Here is a 17,787-nt window from a genome sequence, read left to right as displayed (position 1 = left end):
CGGTCGCCGGTGCGGAACCCCGTTGCCCGCCGTCGGGGCCCGTGAGAGCATCGGGGTCCAACGGTCCGTCTCCTGCCGTCCACGCCCCGCGGGGTGAAGGGCGGAGTGCGGGCCATTGCCATGTCCGCGGTCGTGGGAGATCCACACCGCCCGCGCACGACAGGGACCGTTCGATGCACACGACAGAGCCGGCGGAAGCCCGCATCGAGGACTCGGGGACCGTCCTGGTCGCGCCCCCGGAGCTGCAGGACCACGAGGTGCTCAGGGGGTTCTTCGGGTCCACGATCACGCCGGAGGAGCTCGCCGCGGGCGCGGCCGACCTCGCGGGGAGGACCGTCTACCTCTGCGGCGACGTGTCGGGAACCAGCCGTCACCGACTGCGCGCGGCCGCCCGGGTGTTCGTCGTCCGGGAGCTGTCGCACGGCTACCGCGGGGACGCCGACGCACCGTGGACGCCCGTCGGCCTCGGCCGGGTCCCCGTCCGCGTGCACGGCATCGGCGTGTACTACCCGCGCTTCTTCGAGCCCGACGCCGACCACTTCGGACGGATCCGTGCCGAGCACGCGTTCCAGTCCCTGACCGAGTCCACCAAGCCCGGAACGGCCCACCGCAGCGGGATCTACCTGACGCCCGTCACGCAGGACCGGGACGAACTGCACTTCCGGCTGCTCCGGTGCTCCACGAACCTCTCCGGACCGACGGAGAACTTCCGCCCGACCGACACGCACATCGTGGAGGCGCTGAACCGCGAGGCCGCCGACGTCTTCCGCGGCCAGGCACCGCTGAACCACGTCCTCGCGCAGATCTACCACAACACCCGTGCCACGGCGGAGCGCAGGCAGTCCAAGGCCAGGATCTCGTCCCACGCCGACAAGACCAAGGACATGCCCGTCAACGGCATCATGGCCTTCTGCACCTTCTACGACCGGCTCGACCGGCTGCAGCCCCTGCCCGACGACGCCTTCGACCACGGCGTGAAGGGCACCAGCGGGCTGACCAGGCTCCACTTCCGCCTCAAGGAGCAGGCCGGCGGGCCGGACGGGCCCGCGCTCCCCCCGCAGTTCACCCTCACCCTCCACCCCGGCTCCGTGTTCTTCATGCCGCTGTCCACCAACCGCCTGTACACCCACGAGATCCGGCCCTCGGCGCTGGACGCCGAGCTGCTCCCGACCCGCCTGGGCTACGTGGTGCGCTGTTCGAGCACCGAAGCCGTCCACCGGGACGGCCGGACGTTCCTCAAGACGCCCGGGGGCCCGGTGCCGCTGGAGCCGTCCACCCCGGCCGGAATGGACGAGCTGCGCCGGCTGTACGCCGAGGAGAACCGCACCTCGGCCTTCGTCGACTACGGCCGGGAGTTCCTCTTCAGCATGAACGCGGGAGACTACGGTGCCCCCAACCTCTAGCCTCCCGGACGGGATCCTCTCCTGCACGCTCCCCGCGGAGGAGGACCTCTTCGCGGAGCTGTCCGCGTCGGCCCGGCTGGAGGACCTGGGGAAGGGCCGGCGCGGCGCCACGCTCACCAGGGTCGACGAGTCGGGCGGCGTGCCGCTCGTCCGCACCACCACGCGCTACGTCCGCCCGGCGCAGCGGTTCCGGGCGGTGCACGAGCGGCTGGCCCGGCGGATCCGGGAACACGCGGACCTCCCGGTGGACTTCGACAACGCCCTCGTCGAGTGCTACACGAACGCCTACCGGACCATGGGCGGCCACTCCGACCAGGCCCTCGACCTGGCCGACGGGTCGTTCGTCGCCGTCCTCTCCTGCTACCGGCACCCCGACGCAGGCCCGCCGAGGAAGCTGGTCTTCGAGTCGAAGGGGCCCGGGGGCGAGAGGTTCGAGGTCCCGCTCACCCACCACGGTGTCGTCGCGTTCTCCGTCGACGCGAACCGTCGGCTCAGGCACCGGATCGTCCTGGACGCGCCCGCCGGGGCGGCGGACAACCAGTGGCTGGGCGTGACCTTCCGGACCTCGAGGACCTCGCTGCGGTTCCGGGACGGGCATCCGTACCTCCCGCAGGGGGCGCGCCTCGTTCAGGCCGACGAGGAGCAGCAGCGTGAGTTCTACCGGCTGCGGCGCCGCGAGAACCAGGAGACGGACTTCGTCTACCCCCCGCTGACGTACACCGTCAGCGGGAGCGATCTGCTGCCGCCCGTCTGAACTGCGGCCCCTGACCGCCGGTTTCGCCCGGCCGGGCCGCCGGGGCCCGCCCCTCAGCCGGTGGGACCGGGGGCCGGGTGGCGGTCCAGGACGGCTTCGACGATCCTCATCAGCCGCTCGCCCGCGCGCTCGACGCTCCCGTTCTGGACGCTCACCTGGGCCCCTTCGAGGAGGAAGGTGAGCTCCGCCGCCGTGTCCTGCGGATCGGGCAGCCCGGCCCGGACGCACAGGTCGGTGAGCCGGCGCAGCTGACGCACCTTGTGGGCCTCGATCAGCCGGCGCGCCGGGTGGGTGCGGTCGGGCAGCTCCGCCACGGAGTTGATGAACGGGCAGCCCCGGTGGGAGATCCCGGGGAGTCCGTCGGCGATGAACCGAACCAGTCCGAGGATCTGCGCCCGGGGGTCGTCGGGGTGGGCCTGCGCCAGCCGGTCGAACGCGGCGGTGTAGTCGGCCGCGACGATCCGCAGCCACTCCTCGACCAGCGCGTCCTTGGTGGCGAAGTGGCGGTAGAGCGCCATCTTGGTGGTCTCGGCCCGGTCGGCGATCGCCTGGACGCCCACCGCCCTGATCCCCTCGCGCGAGAAGAGCTCCTCCGCCGCGTCGAGGATCCGCTCCCGGGGCGGCAGTTTGGCCACCCTGCTCTGTCTGCCGGCCCTGTCCATGTTCGCCGTTCGATCCCTCGTCGGTCCGGTGGGGCGGGGCGTTGTGGTGCCCCGGCGGCAATGTTACGGTACCGGCCAGTCCCATGCGATACCGATCGGTATCGCGAGATACCCAACGGTCTCGTCCCCGATCCCGCCGGACCCGACCCGACCCCGATCCCGGCACCGCCCCCTCCCGAACGGACCCGAATGAAGCTCTCCGAGTACGTGACCCACGACGGCGTCGGCCTGGCCGACCTGGTGGCCCGCGGCCAGGTGACCGCCGCCGAACTCGCCGCCACCGCACAACGGGCGGCCGACCTGGTGAACCCGCTGATCAACGCCGTCGTCGAGACCTGGCCCGCGGACGACACCCCGGCCCCGGGCAGCACGCCACTGGCCGGCGTGCCCTTCCTGATCAAGGACCTCGCCGTCACCATGGCCGGCAGGCGGACGGAACTGGGCAGCCGGATCGCCACGGGCCACGTCGCCGCCGCCGACTCCGCGCTGATGACCCGCCTCCGCCGCGCCGGGCTGGTGACGCTCGGACGCACCGCCACCCCCGAGTTCGCCTACAGCACCACCACCGAAGGCGTCCTGTACGGCCCCACCCGCAACCCCTGGGACCCGACCCGCAGCCCCGGCGGCTCCAGCGGCGGCTCGGGAGCCGCCGTCGCCGCGGGCATCGTCCCGATCGCCCACGCCACCGACGCCGCGGGCTCCATCCGCGTCCCCGCGGCCGCCAACGGCCTGTTCGGCCTGAAGCCCACCCGCGGCCGGATCTCCATGGGCCCCGACGCCGACGAGGTCTTCAACGGGCTCGCCGTCCACGGCGTCCTCAGCCGCTCGGTGCGCGACAGCGCCACCCTGCTGGACCTCGTCCACGGCCCCGAGGCCGGTGACCCGTACACCGCGCCCCGGCCGGAACGGCCCTACGCCGAGGAGGTCGCCCGCGACCCTGGCAGTCTGCGGATCGGCCTCCTCACCCGGCCCTGGGGCGGTCGCGCCGTCGACGGCGCCGTCGTCGAGGCCACGCTGCGCTCGGCACGGCTCGCCGAGTCCCTGGGGCACCGGGTGGAGGAGGTCAGGGTCGACCTCGGCGTCGACTGGGAGGAGTTCGTCCTGGCCAACGCCCGGCTCTGGAGCACCAACCTGGTGACGTGGATCGACGACTTCGCCGCGGCCTTCGACCGGCCCGTCGACCCCACCACCCTGGAACCCGAGATGCTGGCCGCCTACGCCTTCGGCCGGCGGGTCAGCGGCACCGAGTTCGTCCGCGCGCTCGCGATGCGCAACGACGTGGCGCGCGCGATCGGCCGCCGCTTCACCGACCACGACCTGCTGCTCACCCCGACCCTGCCCGAACCGCCCGTCCCCCTGGGCACCTACGCCGACGGGGCCGAGGGGGCCGACGGCCTCGGCTGGACCGCGCAGCTCCTCCACCGCTCGCCCTTCACCGCCCCGTTCAACGTCGCGGGCACCCCCGCGATGTCCGTCCCCCTGGAGAGCGACCCGGCCACCGGCCTGCCGCTCGGCGTCCAGTTCGCCGCCGGGTACGGGCGCGAGGACCTCCTCTTCCGGCTCGCCGGACAGCTGGAACGAGTGGCCCCCTGGGCCGGGCGGACCCCGGCCGTGTGGGCGGGCACCGCCCACGACGCCTGACCGCACGGGCGGCGGGCGGGGGGCTACGGCGCAGAGGCTACGGCGGGGGGGCTGCGGCCCCGGGGCGACCGCGGCACCGACGGCCGAAATCCGTTTGACCGGGCCGGTCCGCGGCGGTGCACTGTGGCGGGACACCACAGGTCGTGGTGCCGGCACCCCGGGGAGACAGCGCAGCGATGGAGATCCGTCCCACCACCGAACAGGACCGCGACGTCTTCGTCGACACGCTCCACGCCGCGTTCGGGTTCTTCCCCGAGCCCCCCGTCGAGCCCGGGCACGGGGGCTGGTGGGCGGCGTACGAGATGGACCGCGGCCTGTTCGCGGTGGAGGCGGACGGTCGCCCCGTCGCCACCGCCGGCGCGTACTCCTTCGAACTCACCCTGCCCGGCGGCGCCATCGTCCCCGTCTCCGGGGTGACGGCCGTCGGCGTGCTGCCCTCGCACCGGCGCCGCGGCGTGCTCACCGCGATGATGCGCCGCCAGCTCGCCGACCTGCGGGCCCGCGGGGAGGTCCTGTCGGTCCTGACGGCCTCCGAGGCCACCATCTACGGCAGGTTCGGCTACGGCTGCGCGACGTACACGGAACAGCTGACGGTGCCGCACCACCGGGCCGTCCTCGCCCCGTCCAGGGCGCGCGGCCGGGCCGGCGGCGCGGCGGGCGGCGCGGACGCCGGATCCGTCGAGGTGCTGCCGCGCTCCGCCTGCGGGGACGTCCTGGAGGCGGTGTACGACCGCTACCGCCGCGCGCAGCCCGGCGCGCTGTCCCGGCCGCACCGCTGGTGGCAGCTGGGCGCGGGGAAGCCCCCGATCGCCCCGGCGAAGCGCCACGTCGCCGTCCACCGCGATGCGGACGGCGTCCCGGACGGCTACGCCAGCTACCTGGTCGGCGACGGCCGCGTCCTGACGGTCGACGAGACGATCGCCGCCGACGACGCCGTCCACACGGCGCTGGCCCGGTTCGTGCTCGGGCACGACCTGGTGTCCGAGGTCGTGTTCAAGCACGTCCCGCCCGCGCACCCGCTGCGCTGGCAGCTCGCGGACTACGCCGCCGGCCAGCCGGGCAAGCACACCGACTGGCTCTGGGTGCGGCTGCTGGACGTGCCGCGCGCCCTGACCGCCCGCGGCTGGCCGACCGACGGCGAGCTCGTCCTCGACGTCGACGACCCGTTCCTGGGCGAGCACGGCCGCCACCTGCTCACCGTCCGCGGCGGCCGGGCCACGTGCGTGCCGACCGACCGCGAGCCCGACCTGTCCCTGGACGTCCGCGACCTGGGCGCGGTCTACCTCGGCGGCACCGCCCCCAGCACCCTGGTGCGCGCCGGGCACGTGCTCGAACACCGGCCGGGCGCCGCCGACCTCGCCGACGCCCTCTTCCGCGCCGAGCGCCCGCCGCACTGCCTGCACTGGTTCTGACACCGCGGGCGGGGCGGGCCGCTGGTCCGTGGGGGCAGGGCCCGCCCTCACGGCTCAGCGGCCGCCGGGCGGTCTCACTGGCCGACGCGGCCGTCGACGCATTCGCGCAGCAGGTCGGCGTGGCCGCAGTGGCGGGCGTACTCGTCGATCCGGTGCACCAGCAGCTCGCGCACCGCGATGCCGTCCTTCACCAGTCGCGCACCCAGGTCGTCGAACGGGGCCAACGCCGCGTCGGTCGCCGCCTGTTCGCGCTCCAGGTCGGCGAACGCGGCGTCGACCACGGCCCGGTCGCCGACCGCGCCGTCGAAGTCCGCGTCACGCGCGCCGTAGAGCTTCGGCAGCGGCTCGGCGTCGTCCAGCCAGGTCCGCCAGTCCCGCTCCACCTCGGCGAGGTGGCGGACCAGGCCGAGCAGGGACATCGTGGACGGCGGCACCGCCCGGCGGGCCAGCTGCTCCGCGTCCAGGCCCTCGCACTTCATCCGCAGGGTGATCCGGTAGTTCGTCAGGAAGCCCTGCAGGGTGGCGGCTTCGCCTTCGATCTCACCGGCCCCGCCGTTGTCGCGGGGGTCGTCGTCCGGGTCGGCCCACATGTCGGGGTGGATCGTCGCCCTGGTCCACCGCTCGGGTGCGTCGTCGCTCATGCGCGCCATGATCGCCGGTGCCCACGGCGTCCGCCACCGGGTCTTCCCGGGGCGCGGCGCGGCCGCCGGCGGTCAGTCCAGCGGGAGGACCATCTCCAGGATCCGGGCCCGCGGGTCCAGCGTGTAGGGTTTCGCGCCACCGGTGTGGGTGAATCCGCGGCGCAGGTAGAAGGCCGCGGCGCGGTCGTTCGTCTCATGGACGCCGAGCAGCATCCGCTTCGCGCCGCCCTCGGTGCGGGCCCAGTCGATGATCGCGTCCAGGAGGGCGTCGGTGACGCCGTGCTCGCGGCCGCGGTGCGCGGGCGCCGTCCAGACGCCGATCAGGACGACGGTGGCGGGCTGATCCTCCTCGGGGACGGCCAGCATCGTGCCGACCCACGCGCCGTCGGTGTCCACCGCGACCAGGCCGACCCGGTCCAGTTGCGCCAGCCCCGCCGCGCGGGCCCGCCAGTCGGCCTCGCCCAGCGAGAGGGCGGCCTCGTGGGTCTCGCCGAAGGCCATCGGGAAGTCGAGCAGCTGGGCCAGCCGCACCTCCCGCAGGCGCTGCCAGTCCTCGACCCCGATCCGTTCGATCCGGTACCGCATCCGCTCGATCCCCCGTGGCCCGTTGCCGTGGTCGGCGGTGGTCGCCGCCGACCACGGCAGGATAGCCCGGGGTCATCCCGGGCCTGCCGGGAAGGGGTGCCCGGTCACGGCGGGCCGGGCGGGGTGCCCGGTCAGGGCTTGATGCGGACCACCTGCGGGTCGTGGTCGCTCGCCTGCTCGGCGAACTCGGCGTTGATGTGCACCACGTCGTACTTGGCGTAGCCGACCTCGGGGCTGACCAGGATGTGGTCGAGCACCTGCGAGTTGCCCTGGTAGACGTAGGAGTACTGCTCGGTCTCCGGCAGCTCGTTGACCAGGTCGCGCAGCACGCCGTCCTTGGTGAGGGCGGCCAGCGCGGGCGAGAACTGGTAGTCGTTGAAGTCGCCGAGGGAGACGACGCGCGCTTCCTTGTCGGCGGCCAGCAGCTTGGCGACGAAGGCCTGCTCGATGGTGGCCTGCTTGACGCGCTGCACCTCGGAGCTGCGGGCCGGGGCCTGGAAGCGGCTGTCGATGCCCTGGTCGCCGCCCTTGCTGTTGAAGTGGTTGGCGATCACGAAGACCTTCTGGCCGCGGAAGCTGAACTGCCCGACCAGCGGCTTGCGGCTGTTCGTCCACGCCTCGTCGTTCGGCTCGATCCGGCCGGGCGAGGCGGTCAGCGCGGTGTCGGCGCCGGTGCCGGCCACGCCGACGGCGGTGGTGGCGGTGCCGCCGGCGATGTCCGTGAAGGAGACCCGCTGCGGGTTGAAGAGGAAGACCTGACGGATGTTGCCGCCGGGCTCGCCGCCGTCCTTGCCGTCCTGCGGGTCGATCGAGCGCCAGTCGTAGGCCGGGCCGCCGGCCGCCTTGATCGCGGCGATGAACTTGGCGACGGTCTGGCTCGCGTTGACCGTGCCGTCGCTCTTGCTGCCGTTGTCGTCCTGGATCTCCTCCAGGGCGACGACGTCGGGCGAGCGCAGGTTGGTGACGACGCCCTGGGCGAGCTCGGCGAACTTGGAGTCCGGGTTGCCGGGGGCCAGGTTCTCCACGTTGTAGGTGGCGAGGGTGAGTTCGCGGTCGCTCGCCTTCGCGGTGACCTCGCGCTGGAGGTGGTTGTCCTGCAGCGCGCCCATCGTGCCGGCGACGAGGGTGTAGCCGCCGAACTGGTTGTAGTCCAGCGGGCCGCTGGTGGTGCCCGTCAGCACGTCGCCCACGTTGGCGACCGGGAAGGGCTGCTGGGAGACGGCGGCCTGCTGCTGCACCATCAGCCGGCCGACGTTGGGCTCGGCGTACGACTCGTAGAGCACGCCGCCGCGCTTGCTGCGCTGGTCCTGCTTGTCGGCGGCGACCCACAGCTCGTTGTACTTGTCCGTGGCCTGGACGACCCGGACGTCCTTGACCTCGACGAGCATGCCCTCGAGCGACTCGTAGAAGTCCAGCGCGTACTTCTCCGGGTTGAGCGCCACCTGGTCGATGCTGCCGTCGGCGCCGGCCGTGGGGGCGTAGGTGCCGGGGATGTTGCGGGTGTCCACGACCACCGGGGCCGGCAGCGGGTTGCCGGAGGAGACCACGGTGACGGCGGGGCCGGTGATCTCGGTGACGGACTGCGAGCCGCCCGAGAAGCTCGGGTAGTACTCGGTGACCTTGCCGCTGACGAGGACGGAGTCGCCGACCTTCACGGTCGGGTTGCCGCCGGTGAAGACGAAGACGCCCTCGCTGGTGGCCGGGTCGGCGTCGGGGTTCGGGTCCTGGATCCAGAAGCCCTTGGAACTGCCGTACGCGCGCACGCCGGTGACGATGCCGGGCACGCCGGTGACGGGCTTGCCGGCCTGCGGGGATATCCGGGTGGTGCCCTGGACGTCGTGGATGCGCAGCGGCCCGGCCTCGGTCGGCGCGGCCGGGCCGGCGGCGAAGGCGGCCGGGAGCGGGACGAGCACCAGCGAGGCGGCCAGACCGGCCGGCAGGATCGCGGCGCGCAGCAGGGCCCGGCGGGGACGGGGGGCGGGAGCGGCGGTGGTCACCGGAGCATGACTCCTAGCTCGTCGCGCGGCATGTGGGTTCGGCGCGACGGTCGGGGGTGGCACGGGGGCCGGCGCGCGTGGGGCCGCCGGTTCGTGACGGAGGGTCGGGCGGATGCGCGCAAAACGTGCGCTACCCGCGTAGAGAGAGCAGGAGTCGGTCACCCGCCCCCCGCAGCGACCCAAAGATACGCGCGTAGAAAATGACGCGACAAGACCTTGACGGTGAACTTTCGCACTCCTCACAGCGGCCGATCGGGACAATCCGGCCTCCTGTGACGATCCGGACGCCACCGCGATGGCCCCGGCCGCCCGGCCCCGGCCACCGGCCGGCCGGGATTTCCTGACCACCGATCAGCACCCGCCCCGAGCCGCTACCCTCGGTCCCCGGGGGCGGAACTGAGGGGAAGACACACGTGCGGTTCGTTTTCGTTCACGGCACTGGCGTCCGGCGCGAGCGCCACGACCTCCTGTTCGGCCTCGTCGCCGAGCGACTGGGCCGGCGGTTCCCGACGGCGGCCGTCGACTCCTGTTACTGGGGCGACGAACACGGGGCGAGCCTCGCCCACGCCGGCGCCTCGGTGCCCGGCTTCCCGCCGTCCGGCCCGGCCGGACACCCGGGCACCACGGCCACCCCGCCCGACCGCGCGACGGCCGAGTGGCAGTTGCTGCTCGTCGACCCGCTGTACGAGCTGCGCCTGATCGCCGCGCTCGGACCGGAGCAGGCCGGCCGGGGGATGCCCGGCGTCCGCGCGGCCGGCTTCCAGACCGCCGACCTGCTCGCCGCACTCCCCCGGCACCCGGAGGCCGGGAGCGAACTCGCCCTGCTCCTGCACGCCACCGGCCTCGACGGCTCGTACCCGTCCGCACTGGACACCGTGGGCGCGTCGGAGGAGTTCCGGGGCGCGTGCGAGGCCACCACCGCGGCCGCCGCCGGCGATCTGGTCACGGCCGCCGGCCGGGCCGTCGTCGCCCGACTGCTCTCCCTGCACGCGGAGTCGACCCTCTGCACCGGAGCCGAGCGGGACCGCCTCGTCGAGCTCCTGACGAGCGCCCTCGGCGGCACCGGCCGCGGAGTGGTCGGCAGGGCGGCCAGGCTCCTCGGCGCGACGGCGCTGCGGATGACCCCGCAACCGTGGCTCGACCACGGCCGGGGCCGCCTCACCGCGGGCTCCGTCCCGGTGCTGGGCGACATCCTGCGCTACCAGGCCAAGGGCGGACCGCTGCGCGACACCCTGGCCGCGCACGTCACCGCCTCCGACGGTCCCACCGTGCTGATCGGCCACAGCCTGGGCGGTGTCGCCCTCGTCGACCTGCTCGCCCTCGCCGCCCTCCGCGGGAAGCCGCTGGGCGACGTCCGCCTGCTGGTGACGGTCGGCTCGCAGGCCCCGTTCCTGCACGAGCTCGGCGCCCTCACCGGGCTGCCCACGGGCGCTCCCCTGCCGGCCGGCTTCCCCCGCTGGCTGAACGTCTTCGACCGGAACGACCTGCTCGCCTTCCGGGCGCGGCCGGTCTTCGCCGGGGCGGACCAGGTCGTCGACCACGAGATCGACAGCCGCCAGCCGTTCCCGGTCTGCCACAGCGCCTACTGGAAGATCGACGACGTGTACGACCGGATCGCCGAGGAGACCAAGGCCCTGCGGTGACCGGACCGTTCGACGCACTGCCGGAGTTCCCGCCGCACCGGGTGCACGCCCTCGTCGTGGGCGTCGAGACCTATGACACCGGCCCCGACTGGGACCTTCCGGGCGCGGGGCGGGACGCCGCCCGGATCGCCGACTGGCTCACCCGGTGCGCTGGCCTGCCGGCCGCCAACGTCCGGCTGCTGCTGTCGGCCCCGGCCGGCCGCCACGCGCCCGCCGCAGGCGCGTACCCCGCCGGGGCGCCGTTTCCCGCCGGCGGCGCGCACCCCGCCGGGGCACCGAACCCCGTAGACGGCGCACTCCCCGTCGAGGCCGCCACGGAGGCCAACGTCCTGCGCGTGCTCTTCCGTGAACTCCCCGCCCGGGACGGCGACCTGCTGTGGATCTACTGGGCCGGCCACGGGTTCCTGGACGGCACGGACCGGCTGATGCTCCCCTACACCGACGCCACCGAGCAGCGGACGAGCCACCTCAACCTCGGTTCCGCGCTCCGCTGGTGGCGGTCCGGCAGCGCGCCCCCGGGCCGCTTCCGCCACCAGGTCGCGATCGCCGACGCCTGCCGGATCGACGAACGGCCGCTGTCCGCGTACACCTTCGGGACCACGGAGTACGGCGGCGCGACCACCGACCCCGACCGGCGCCAGTTCGTGCTGTACGCGAGCCGGGCCGCCGAGCAGGCGCGGAACGACGCCGAACGGGGCGCCGGACGGTTCACCGATAGCCTGCTCGGGAAGTTCGCCGGCCGCGGCCTCGGCGAGGTCGTCCACGGGCTGCCCGGCATCGCCCGCGCCGTCCAGGCCGACTTCGCGCTGAGCCGGGCGGCCGGCGCCGGCGGGCAGCACCCCGAGTTCCTGGTCGACCGCGGATGGGACGGGTCCCCGGTCCTCGGCGACCGCTGGACGGCCCCCCGCCCGTCCGCCGAGGCCGCCCGCCTCGACCAGCAGGCCTGGAACGGACTCGGCGCCCTGCTCGCGGGGCGCCGGCTCCCCGACCACACCTACGACGCCTACCGCTGGGCCTTCGAGGTCGGGGGCTGCGCCGCCCCGCCGTCCCGGGCCCTGCCCTCCACCCAGCTGCTCGACATCGTCCGCGACCTCGACCAACGCCACGGCAACCCCGCCCGCCCGCACCTGGTGCCGGCCTTCCTCCGGCACCTGGCGGCCTGGAGCGACGACCGGCCGTGGGCCCGGCGCGCCGACTCCTGGATCGACGGCACCGTGACGAGGACGCGCACCCCGGCGGTCCCGCCCGCGCCGCCACGGCCCACCGAGGGGCCGGAGCTGCACGTGAAGCTGACCGAGGACAGCCTGGCCGGTGACCGCTACTGGGTCCGGATGTGGTTCCACGAGGCCGCGGCCGGGTTCCGCAGCCTCTGGGAGTCCGACCGCCCGTTGCCCCTGGCGGAGGTCCGCGACCACCTCACCGAGCAGCTCCGATCGCTGATCGCCTCCCCGGGCCGGGCGGGCGCCCCGCTCGGCCGGATCGAGTTCGACGTCCCCTATCCGCTGCTCGGCGAGGCCTTCGAGTCCTGGCGACTGCCGCTCGGCCGCCCCGGCCGGCCGGCCCGCGAACTCGGCGACCACTACGAGGTCGTCCTGCGCTGCCCGGACGAGCGGGTGGGGACCTCCGCCGAGTCGTGGCGGCAGAAGTGGCGCTGGTTCAAGGTCCACGGCGGCGAGCAGTCGGCCGCGGTCCACCGGGTCCGCGACCAGGACGTCTGCGAGGAGCTCGGACTGCTCCTCCAGAAGGAGTCGTCGCCGGTCGCCGTGCTCGCCGAGGTCTCCGAGCCGTACGTCGACGGCACCCTGGAGGCCGTCCTCGACGCGGGGGTGCCCATCGCCGTCTGGCCGCGACCGGCGGCCCGCCCCGCCACCACCGGCCCCGCCACCGACACCACCGGCCCCGCCACCACCGGAGCCGCCACCGGCAGCGGCGCCACCGACACCGGCACCTCGCTGGCCTGCCGCGACGTCCGCGAGCTCCCCCTGACCGTCCGCAGGCGGCGCCGGTGGCCGGACGGCCGCCCGCTCGCCCTCCTGTGGGACGACCCGGACCGGATACCCGAACAGCGGTTCGCGGGCGTGACGCCCCGCGCGGACGAGAGGACGAGCGAGCGGTGAACGACTGGTGGATCTACCAGGGCGAGGGGACGGCCCGGGACAGGCTCGACCGGCTGGCCGGGCGGCAGCCCCCGTGGCGGACCTACAGCGGCGTCCCCGACCCCGACCGGCCCCCGCCGGACACCACGGGCGAGGCCTGGCGGGACACCGTGCGCCGCGGGGCCGGCTACGTGCCGGAGCGCGCCGAGACCGAGGCCGTCAACACCGCGCTCTACCTGCGCCGGCCGCTCCTGGTCACCGGGAAGCCGGGCGTCGGCAAGTCGACGCTGGCGCACAGCATCGCCGCCGACCTGGGCCTCGGCCCCGTCCTGCACTGGCCGGTGACCAGCCGGAGCAGCCTGCGCGACGGCCTCTACCACTACGACGCGATCGGTCGGCTGCACGACGCCAACCTGCGCCACCTGGCCGCGGGCGGCCCGGAGCGGGCGCCGGACCCGGGCGGCGCCACCGCGCCCGGAGCGGGCGACATCGCCCGGTACCTGCGCCTCGGCCCGCTGGGGACGGCCCTCCTCCCGGCGGACACGCCACGGGTCCTGCTCGTCGACGAGATCGACAAGAGCGACATCGACCTGCCGGGCGACCTCCTCACCGTCCTCGAGGAGGGGTCGTTCGAGATCCCCGAGCTCGCCCGGGTCGCCGCCGACCGGCCGCGGGCACGCGTCGGCACCCACGACGACCCCACGGTCACCGCGCTGGTCGAGAACGGGCGGGTGCGCTGCCGCGCGTTCCCGGTCGTCCTCTTCACCAGCAACGGCGAGCGGGACTTCCCGCCGCCGTTCCTGCGCCGCTGCATCCAGCTCCACCTGGAGCCGCCGGACGAGGACAAGCTCACCCGCATCCTCTGCGAACGGCTCGGCCTGGCACCGGCCGAGGGCCAGGAACACGCCGACCTGGTCCGGGAGTTCCTCACCCGGCGGCGCGGCGGCGACCTCGCCACCGACCAGCTGCTCAACGCCGTCCAACTCCGCCTCAGCGGCGCCTGGACCAGCCCCGAGGACCGCTCGCGCTTCCTCGACACCGTGCTCCAGCGGCTGAACGGGCCCGTGACGCCGTGACGGGCGCCTCGTGATCGACGGTCTGCTCCGGGCGCTCCGGGCGGCGGGGGCCGAGGCCGGCCCCGAGGAGCTGGCCGACGTCCTCTGGCTCGCCACGATGATCGACGGCACCGTGACCGGCCTCCCGGACGCCGCCCCCGGCGGCGCCGCCGCCACCGCGACGGACGAGCCGCGGCACCGGGGCCGGGAGCGGACCGCGGCGCCCGCCGGACTCCTCTACCGCGACGATCCGGAGAACCGGGCCCGTACCGGGGTGGAGCTCGCCGGCGAGTCGGTCCTGGTCCGCCGGGCCCCCGCGCTGGACGACGCCCTCGGCGTGATGCGGGCCCTGCGACCGCTCGCCCGCGGGACGGTCCACTCGGGCCGGCCCGACCTCGACGAGCCGGCCACCGTCGACGCCACCGTCGAACGGCGGGTGCCGACGCCCGTCCTGCGCCCGGCCCGGGAGCGGTGGCTGGACCTCGCCGTCGTCGTGGACGGCCACCCCACCATGGTGCTCTGGCACGACGTGGTGACCGAACTCGTCCGGGCCTTCCGGCAGACCGGGGTCTTCCGCACCGTCCGCACCTGGCACCTCGGCGGAACCGGCGCCGACGGGGCACCGACCGTCGCCCGGACACCCGGCGGCCCGCCGAGCAGCCCCGCCCTCGTCACGGACCCCTCCGGACGCCGACTGATCCTGGTCCTCTCCGACCTGACGGGCCCGGGCTGGACCGGTCCCGGCCTGGCCGCGGTGCTGAGCCGCTGGGCGGCCGGCGGCCCGGTCGCGATCGTGGACGTCCTGCCCCGCCGGCTCTGGGACCGCGGCGCCGTCCGCCCCGAGGGCCGCCTCGTCCGCACCCCCCGCCCGGGCGCCCCCAACCGCACCTGGCAGAAGGCCGAACAGGGCCGCCGCCGGGTCACCGGCCGCCGGACCGGGCCGGACGACCGGGTGCCCGTCCCCGTCGTCTCCCCGACGCCGTCCTCCGTCGCGGCACTGGCCTCGCTCGTCGCCGGCAGCGGCCGGTGGACCCGGACCGCCTGCCTGCTCGTCGGGCGGCCGGACGGCACCACCGACCCCGCGCCCCCGCCCGGGGACCGGTGGCCGCCCACCGCGGACGACGCGCTGCGGCGCTTCGACTCCGCGGCCTCCCCCGTCGCCCGGCAGCTGGCCGGCTACCTGGCCGCCGTACCCCTCACCCTGCCCGTGATGACCCTGGTGCGGCGGGCCATGCTCCCGGGCTCCGACCACGGGCACCTGGCCGAGGTGGCACTCGGCGGCCTCTTCCTCCCCTGGGCCGACCTGCCGCCCGGCACCGACCTGACCGGGTACGCGTTCCGGTTCCGCCCCGGCGTCCGGGAGGCCCTCATCGGCGGCCAGAGCCGCCAGGACATCACGGCGGTGCAGGAGCTGGTCCGGCGGGAGGTGTCGGCGTACCTCGACCGGTCCCCCGTCGTGGTGGGCGAGTTCCCCGCCGTCGAGGTCCGCCCGGACGCCCCGGAGCCGGATCCCGTCGACCCCGAGGCCACCGGGACCCGCCAGGTGGACCCGGAGGACACCGGGACCCGCCCCGTCGACCCCGACGAGCTCCCGTTCGGGCAGACGACGCCCGCGAGCGCGGCGGCCGGGGAGGATGCGGACGAGCTCCCGGAGATCCTCATCCTCGCGCTCAACATCCGCGGCTTGGGCGGGATGGAGGCGACCCGGCAGGTGTCGGCTCACCGGACGACCGCCTCGATCACCGACCAGGTGCTCACGACGCTCGGAGTCCCCCTCGACGAGCTGATCATCGAAAACACCGGCGACGGCTTCATCATCCTGCTGACCGGCGACCTCCCGCCCGGTCGGCTCGTGGCGGGAGTCGTCGAGGGCTTCGACAGCATCCTCGCCAGCCACAACCGGCGCTCACCCCGGCACTTCCTCTCCCTCCGCCTGGCCGTCCACGTCGGTGCGGTCACGCTCTCCTCGTCGGGCATGAGCGGCGAGGGCCTGATCACCGCCGCCCGGATCCTCGATCAGGTCGGCCGGCCGGCCGTGCACGGCGCCGAACCACGGGCGTTCGAATTCGGGCTCTCGGAGGACGCGTTCGTCGAGGCGGCGGCCGATCACAGGTCCCGTCGGTCCTTCGGTCAGCTCCGATCGGTGCCGTTCACCACCAAGCACGGAGAGGACCTCCTCCTCTGGACGCTCCCGCCGCCGCGGGCCACGAACGACCCGGAGCCCCCGAAGACGTTCACCGAGCTCCTGGACAGGCTCGACGAGCTGCCGCTGATCGAGTTCACCGGAGACCGGCGCGCCACCGAGGCCCTCGACCGCACCGGCCGATCCCTGAAGCCGGTCCGGACCGGCTGGGACGGCCTGGTGGCCCTTCAGGAGTACGCCGAGGAAGCCGTCCGCGGCCGGGTGCCCGGCGACTTCACCTGGTGGTGCGAGCACACCCCGCCCGGCAGTCAGGCCTTCCCCCCGGGGAAGGTGGCCCGTGCCGACCGGCGCATCACCATGGGCGTCTCCGAGAAGACCTACCTCGGCAGGCTGCTCCCCCTCCCCCGGGACGTCCTCCCGGAGGGCCACGCGCCGATGGCCCACCTCAGGCTCGGTACCGGGGCGAACGGCTTCCGGATCTACTTCTACGACGACTGCTCGGGATCCGGGCGCATCTACATCGGCTACATCGGCCCCCACCTGACGCAGCGCTGAGCCGACCCTGACCGCACACCTCCCCGTCAGGCCGCCTCGATGCAGGCCACGACGTGCTCGCACAGCTCGTGGGTGCGCAGCGCGTCGTGGGCGTCGAGGGTCTTGCCGGTGCGGACGGCGTCCAGGAAGGCGAGGACGACCTGCTCGATGCCGCGCTGGCGGGCCACCGGGACCCAGTCGCCGCGGCGGCGGACGGTGGGCTGGCCGCGGTGGTCGACCACCTCGGCGAGGTTGTGGACCTCGCGCAGGGAGTCGCCGCCGGAGACCTCCAGGACCTCCTCTGTGGAGCCGGAGCGGCGGTTCATGATGCCGAGCGCGGTGAAGCCGTCCCCGGCGAGGGTGAGGACGACGTGGTCGACCAGGCCGTCGCGCACGCGGGAGCGGACGTCGACGTGCTCGATCTCGCCGGGGAGGAGGAAGCGCAGGGTGTCGACGACGTGGATGAAGTCGTCGAAGACGAGCGTACGGGCGGCCTCCGGGAGGCCCTCGCGGTTCTTCCGCAGCACGATCAGGTCGCGCGGGCGCTCCAGGGCCTGGGAGTAGCCGGGCGCGTGGCGCCGGTTGAAGCCGACCATCAGCGAGCGGCCCGTCCGGTCGGCGAGGTCGACCAGCCGGCGGGCGCCGTCGAGGGTGTAGTCGAGCGGCTTGTCGACGTAGACGTCGACGCCGGCCGTGAGCAGCTGCTCGACGATCGGCACGTGCTGGTCGGTGGCGGCGTGCACGAAGGCGGCCCGGATCCCGCTGCCGATCAGCTCGTCCAGACCGGTGAACCGCGCCTGCGCCGGCACTCGGTACTCGTCACCGATCCGGTCCAGCTTCGCGCCGTCCCGGGTCATCAACCGCAGGTCCAGCCCCGGCAGCCTGCCCAGCACCGGCAGGTACGCCTTCTGCGCGATGTCACCGAGCCCGATGACCCCGATCGGAAGGAGGCCGTCGTCGGGGGCGGGGCTCGAAGTCATCGCATTCTCCACGGGTACGGGCCGACAGCATCGCCCCCACCCTATTCACCGGGCCCGGCACCCCACCAACCCACCGCCCCGCTCCGCTGCGGCAGGACGGCGAGAAGCCGTCGGCCTACCGAGAGCGACCAGCGCGCTCCTACCGGGCAGGCCCGCCCTGCAGCCGCACCCACTCCCCGGTGGCGAAAACGTGCCCCGCCAGAAGATCACCCGGCCGAGTCTACGGCCTCGAACTCGAGTT

The 17,787-nt window shown here is 74.5% G+C and carries 13 protein-coding genes; 8 read left to right on the top strand and 5 right to left on the bottom strand.

Annotation, left to right across the window (positions count from 1 at the left end):
* The first annotated feature begins 173 nt into the window (after positions 1 to 173).
* Both ACIA8Q_RS16605 and ACIA8Q_RS16600 read left to right on the top strand, forming a co-directional pair.
* Positions 174 to 1,403, top strand: a complete 1,230-nt coding sequence (locus tag ACIA8Q_RS16605; protein ID WP_360210293.1) for a hypothetical protein — start codon at positions 174 to 176, stop codon at positions 1,401 to 1,403.
* Positions 1,387 to 2,157, top strand: a complete 771-nt coding sequence (locus ACIA8Q_RS16600) for a hypothetical protein (protein ID WP_360210291.1) — start codon at positions 1,387 to 1,389, stop codon at positions 2,155 to 2,157. The genes ACIA8Q_RS16605 and ACIA8Q_RS16600 overlap by 17 nt, the downstream gene beginning before the upstream one ends.
* A 53-nt stretch (positions 2,158 to 2,210) precedes the next feature.
* Here ACIA8Q_RS16600 and ACIA8Q_RS16595 read toward each other — a convergent pair whose 3' ends face one another.
* Complete coding sequence (locus ACIA8Q_RS16595) at positions 2,211 to 2,819, bottom strand: helix-turn-helix domain-containing protein (protein ID WP_360210289.1); 609 nt, start codon at positions 2,817 to 2,819, stop codon at positions 2,211 to 2,213.
* 189 nt (positions 2,820 to 3,008) lie between these two features.
* Between ACIA8Q_RS16595 and ACIA8Q_RS16590 the strand changes: the two genes are divergently transcribed.
* Both ACIA8Q_RS16590 and ACIA8Q_RS16585 read left to right on the top strand, forming a co-directional pair.
* Entirely contained in the window at positions 3,009 to 4,460 is a 1,452-nt protein-coding gene (locus tag ACIA8Q_RS16590; RefSeq protein WP_360210287.1) for an amidase, read from the top strand.
* A gap of 176 nt (positions 4,461 to 4,636) precedes the next feature.
* Positions 4,637 to 5,872: a GNAT family N-acetyltransferase gene (locus tag ACIA8Q_RS16585; protein ID WP_360210285.1), complete on the top strand. Its 1,236-nt coding sequence runs from the start codon at positions 4,637 to 4,639 to the stop codon at positions 5,870 to 5,872.
* Between the two features lie 74 nt (positions 5,873 to 5,946).
* Here the strand turns inward: ACIA8Q_RS16585 and ACIA8Q_RS16580 are convergent, their stop codons facing one another.
* From ACIA8Q_RS16580 to ACIA8Q_RS16570, 3 genes are all read right to left on the bottom strand, one after another.
* Positions 5,947 to 6,522 (bottom strand): DinB family protein, encoded by a 576-nt coding sequence (locus tag ACIA8Q_RS16580; protein WP_360210283.1) that lies wholly within the window; start codon positions 6,520 to 6,522, stop codon positions 5,947 to 5,949.
* Positions 6,523 to 6,585: 63 nt separating this feature from the next.
* Complete coding sequence (locus tag ACIA8Q_RS16575) at positions 6,586 to 7,098, bottom strand: GNAT family N-acetyltransferase (protein ID WP_360210281.1); 513 nt, start codon at positions 7,096 to 7,098, stop codon at positions 6,586 to 6,588.
* Positions 7,099 to 7,229: 131 nt separating this feature from the next.
* Positions 7,230 to 9,095, bottom strand: coding sequence for an endonuclease/exonuclease/phosphatase family protein (locus ACIA8Q_RS16570; protein WP_396317352.1), 1,866 nt, complete (start codon positions 9,093 to 9,095; stop codon positions 7,230 to 7,232).
* Between the two features lie 413 nt (positions 9,096 to 9,508).
* Here ACIA8Q_RS16570 and ACIA8Q_RS16565 point away from each other — a divergent pair, with 413 nt between their 5' ends.
* Genes ACIA8Q_RS16565 through ACIA8Q_RS16550 form a run of 4 tightly spaced genes read left to right on the top strand, consistent with a single transcriptional unit; the run spans position 9,509 to position 16,587 of the window.
* Positions 9,509 to 10,738: a hypothetical protein gene (locus tag ACIA8Q_RS16565; RefSeq protein WP_360210277.1), complete on the top strand. Its 1,230-nt coding sequence runs from the start codon at positions 9,509 to 9,511 to the stop codon at positions 10,736 to 10,738.
* Positions 10,735 to 12,855, top strand: a complete 2,121-nt coding sequence (locus tag ACIA8Q_RS16560) for a hypothetical protein (RefSeq protein ID WP_396317351.1) — start codon at positions 10,735 to 10,737, stop codon at positions 12,853 to 12,855. The genes ACIA8Q_RS16565 and ACIA8Q_RS16560 overlap by 4 nt, the downstream gene beginning before the upstream one ends.
* Positions 12,852 to 13,910, top strand: a complete 1,059-nt coding sequence (locus ACIA8Q_RS16555; protein ID WP_360210273.1) for a MoxR family ATPase — start codon at positions 12,852 to 12,854, stop codon at positions 13,908 to 13,910. Before ACIA8Q_RS16560 ends, ACIA8Q_RS16555 begins: the two co-directional genes overlap by 4 nt.
* A 10-nt stretch (positions 13,911 to 13,920) precedes the next feature.
* Complete coding sequence (locus ACIA8Q_RS16550; RefSeq protein WP_396317350.1) at positions 13,921 to 16,587, top strand: SAV_2336 N-terminal domain-related protein; 2,667 nt, start codon at positions 13,921 to 13,923, stop codon at positions 16,585 to 16,587.
* 26 nt (positions 16,588 to 16,613) lie between these two features.
* Here ACIA8Q_RS16550 and ACIA8Q_RS16545 read toward each other — a convergent pair whose 3' ends face one another.
* Positions 16,614 to 17,546, bottom strand: a complete 933-nt coding sequence (locus tag ACIA8Q_RS16545) for a Gfo/Idh/MocA family oxidoreductase (protein ID WP_360210269.1) — start codon at positions 17,544 to 17,546, stop codon at positions 16,614 to 16,616.
* Positions 17,547 to 17,787 lie beyond the last annotated feature (241 nt).

It is taken from the genome of Kitasatospora sp. NPDC051705 (genome assembly GCF_044453265.1).
In the GTDB taxonomy this organism is placed as follows: domain Bacteria; phylum Actinomycetota; class Actinomycetes; order Streptomycetales; family Streptomycetaceae; genus Kitasatospora.
The sequence above is the reverse complement of the archived record's forward strand: the minus strand, read 5'-3'. Positions and strand labels throughout refer to the sequence as shown.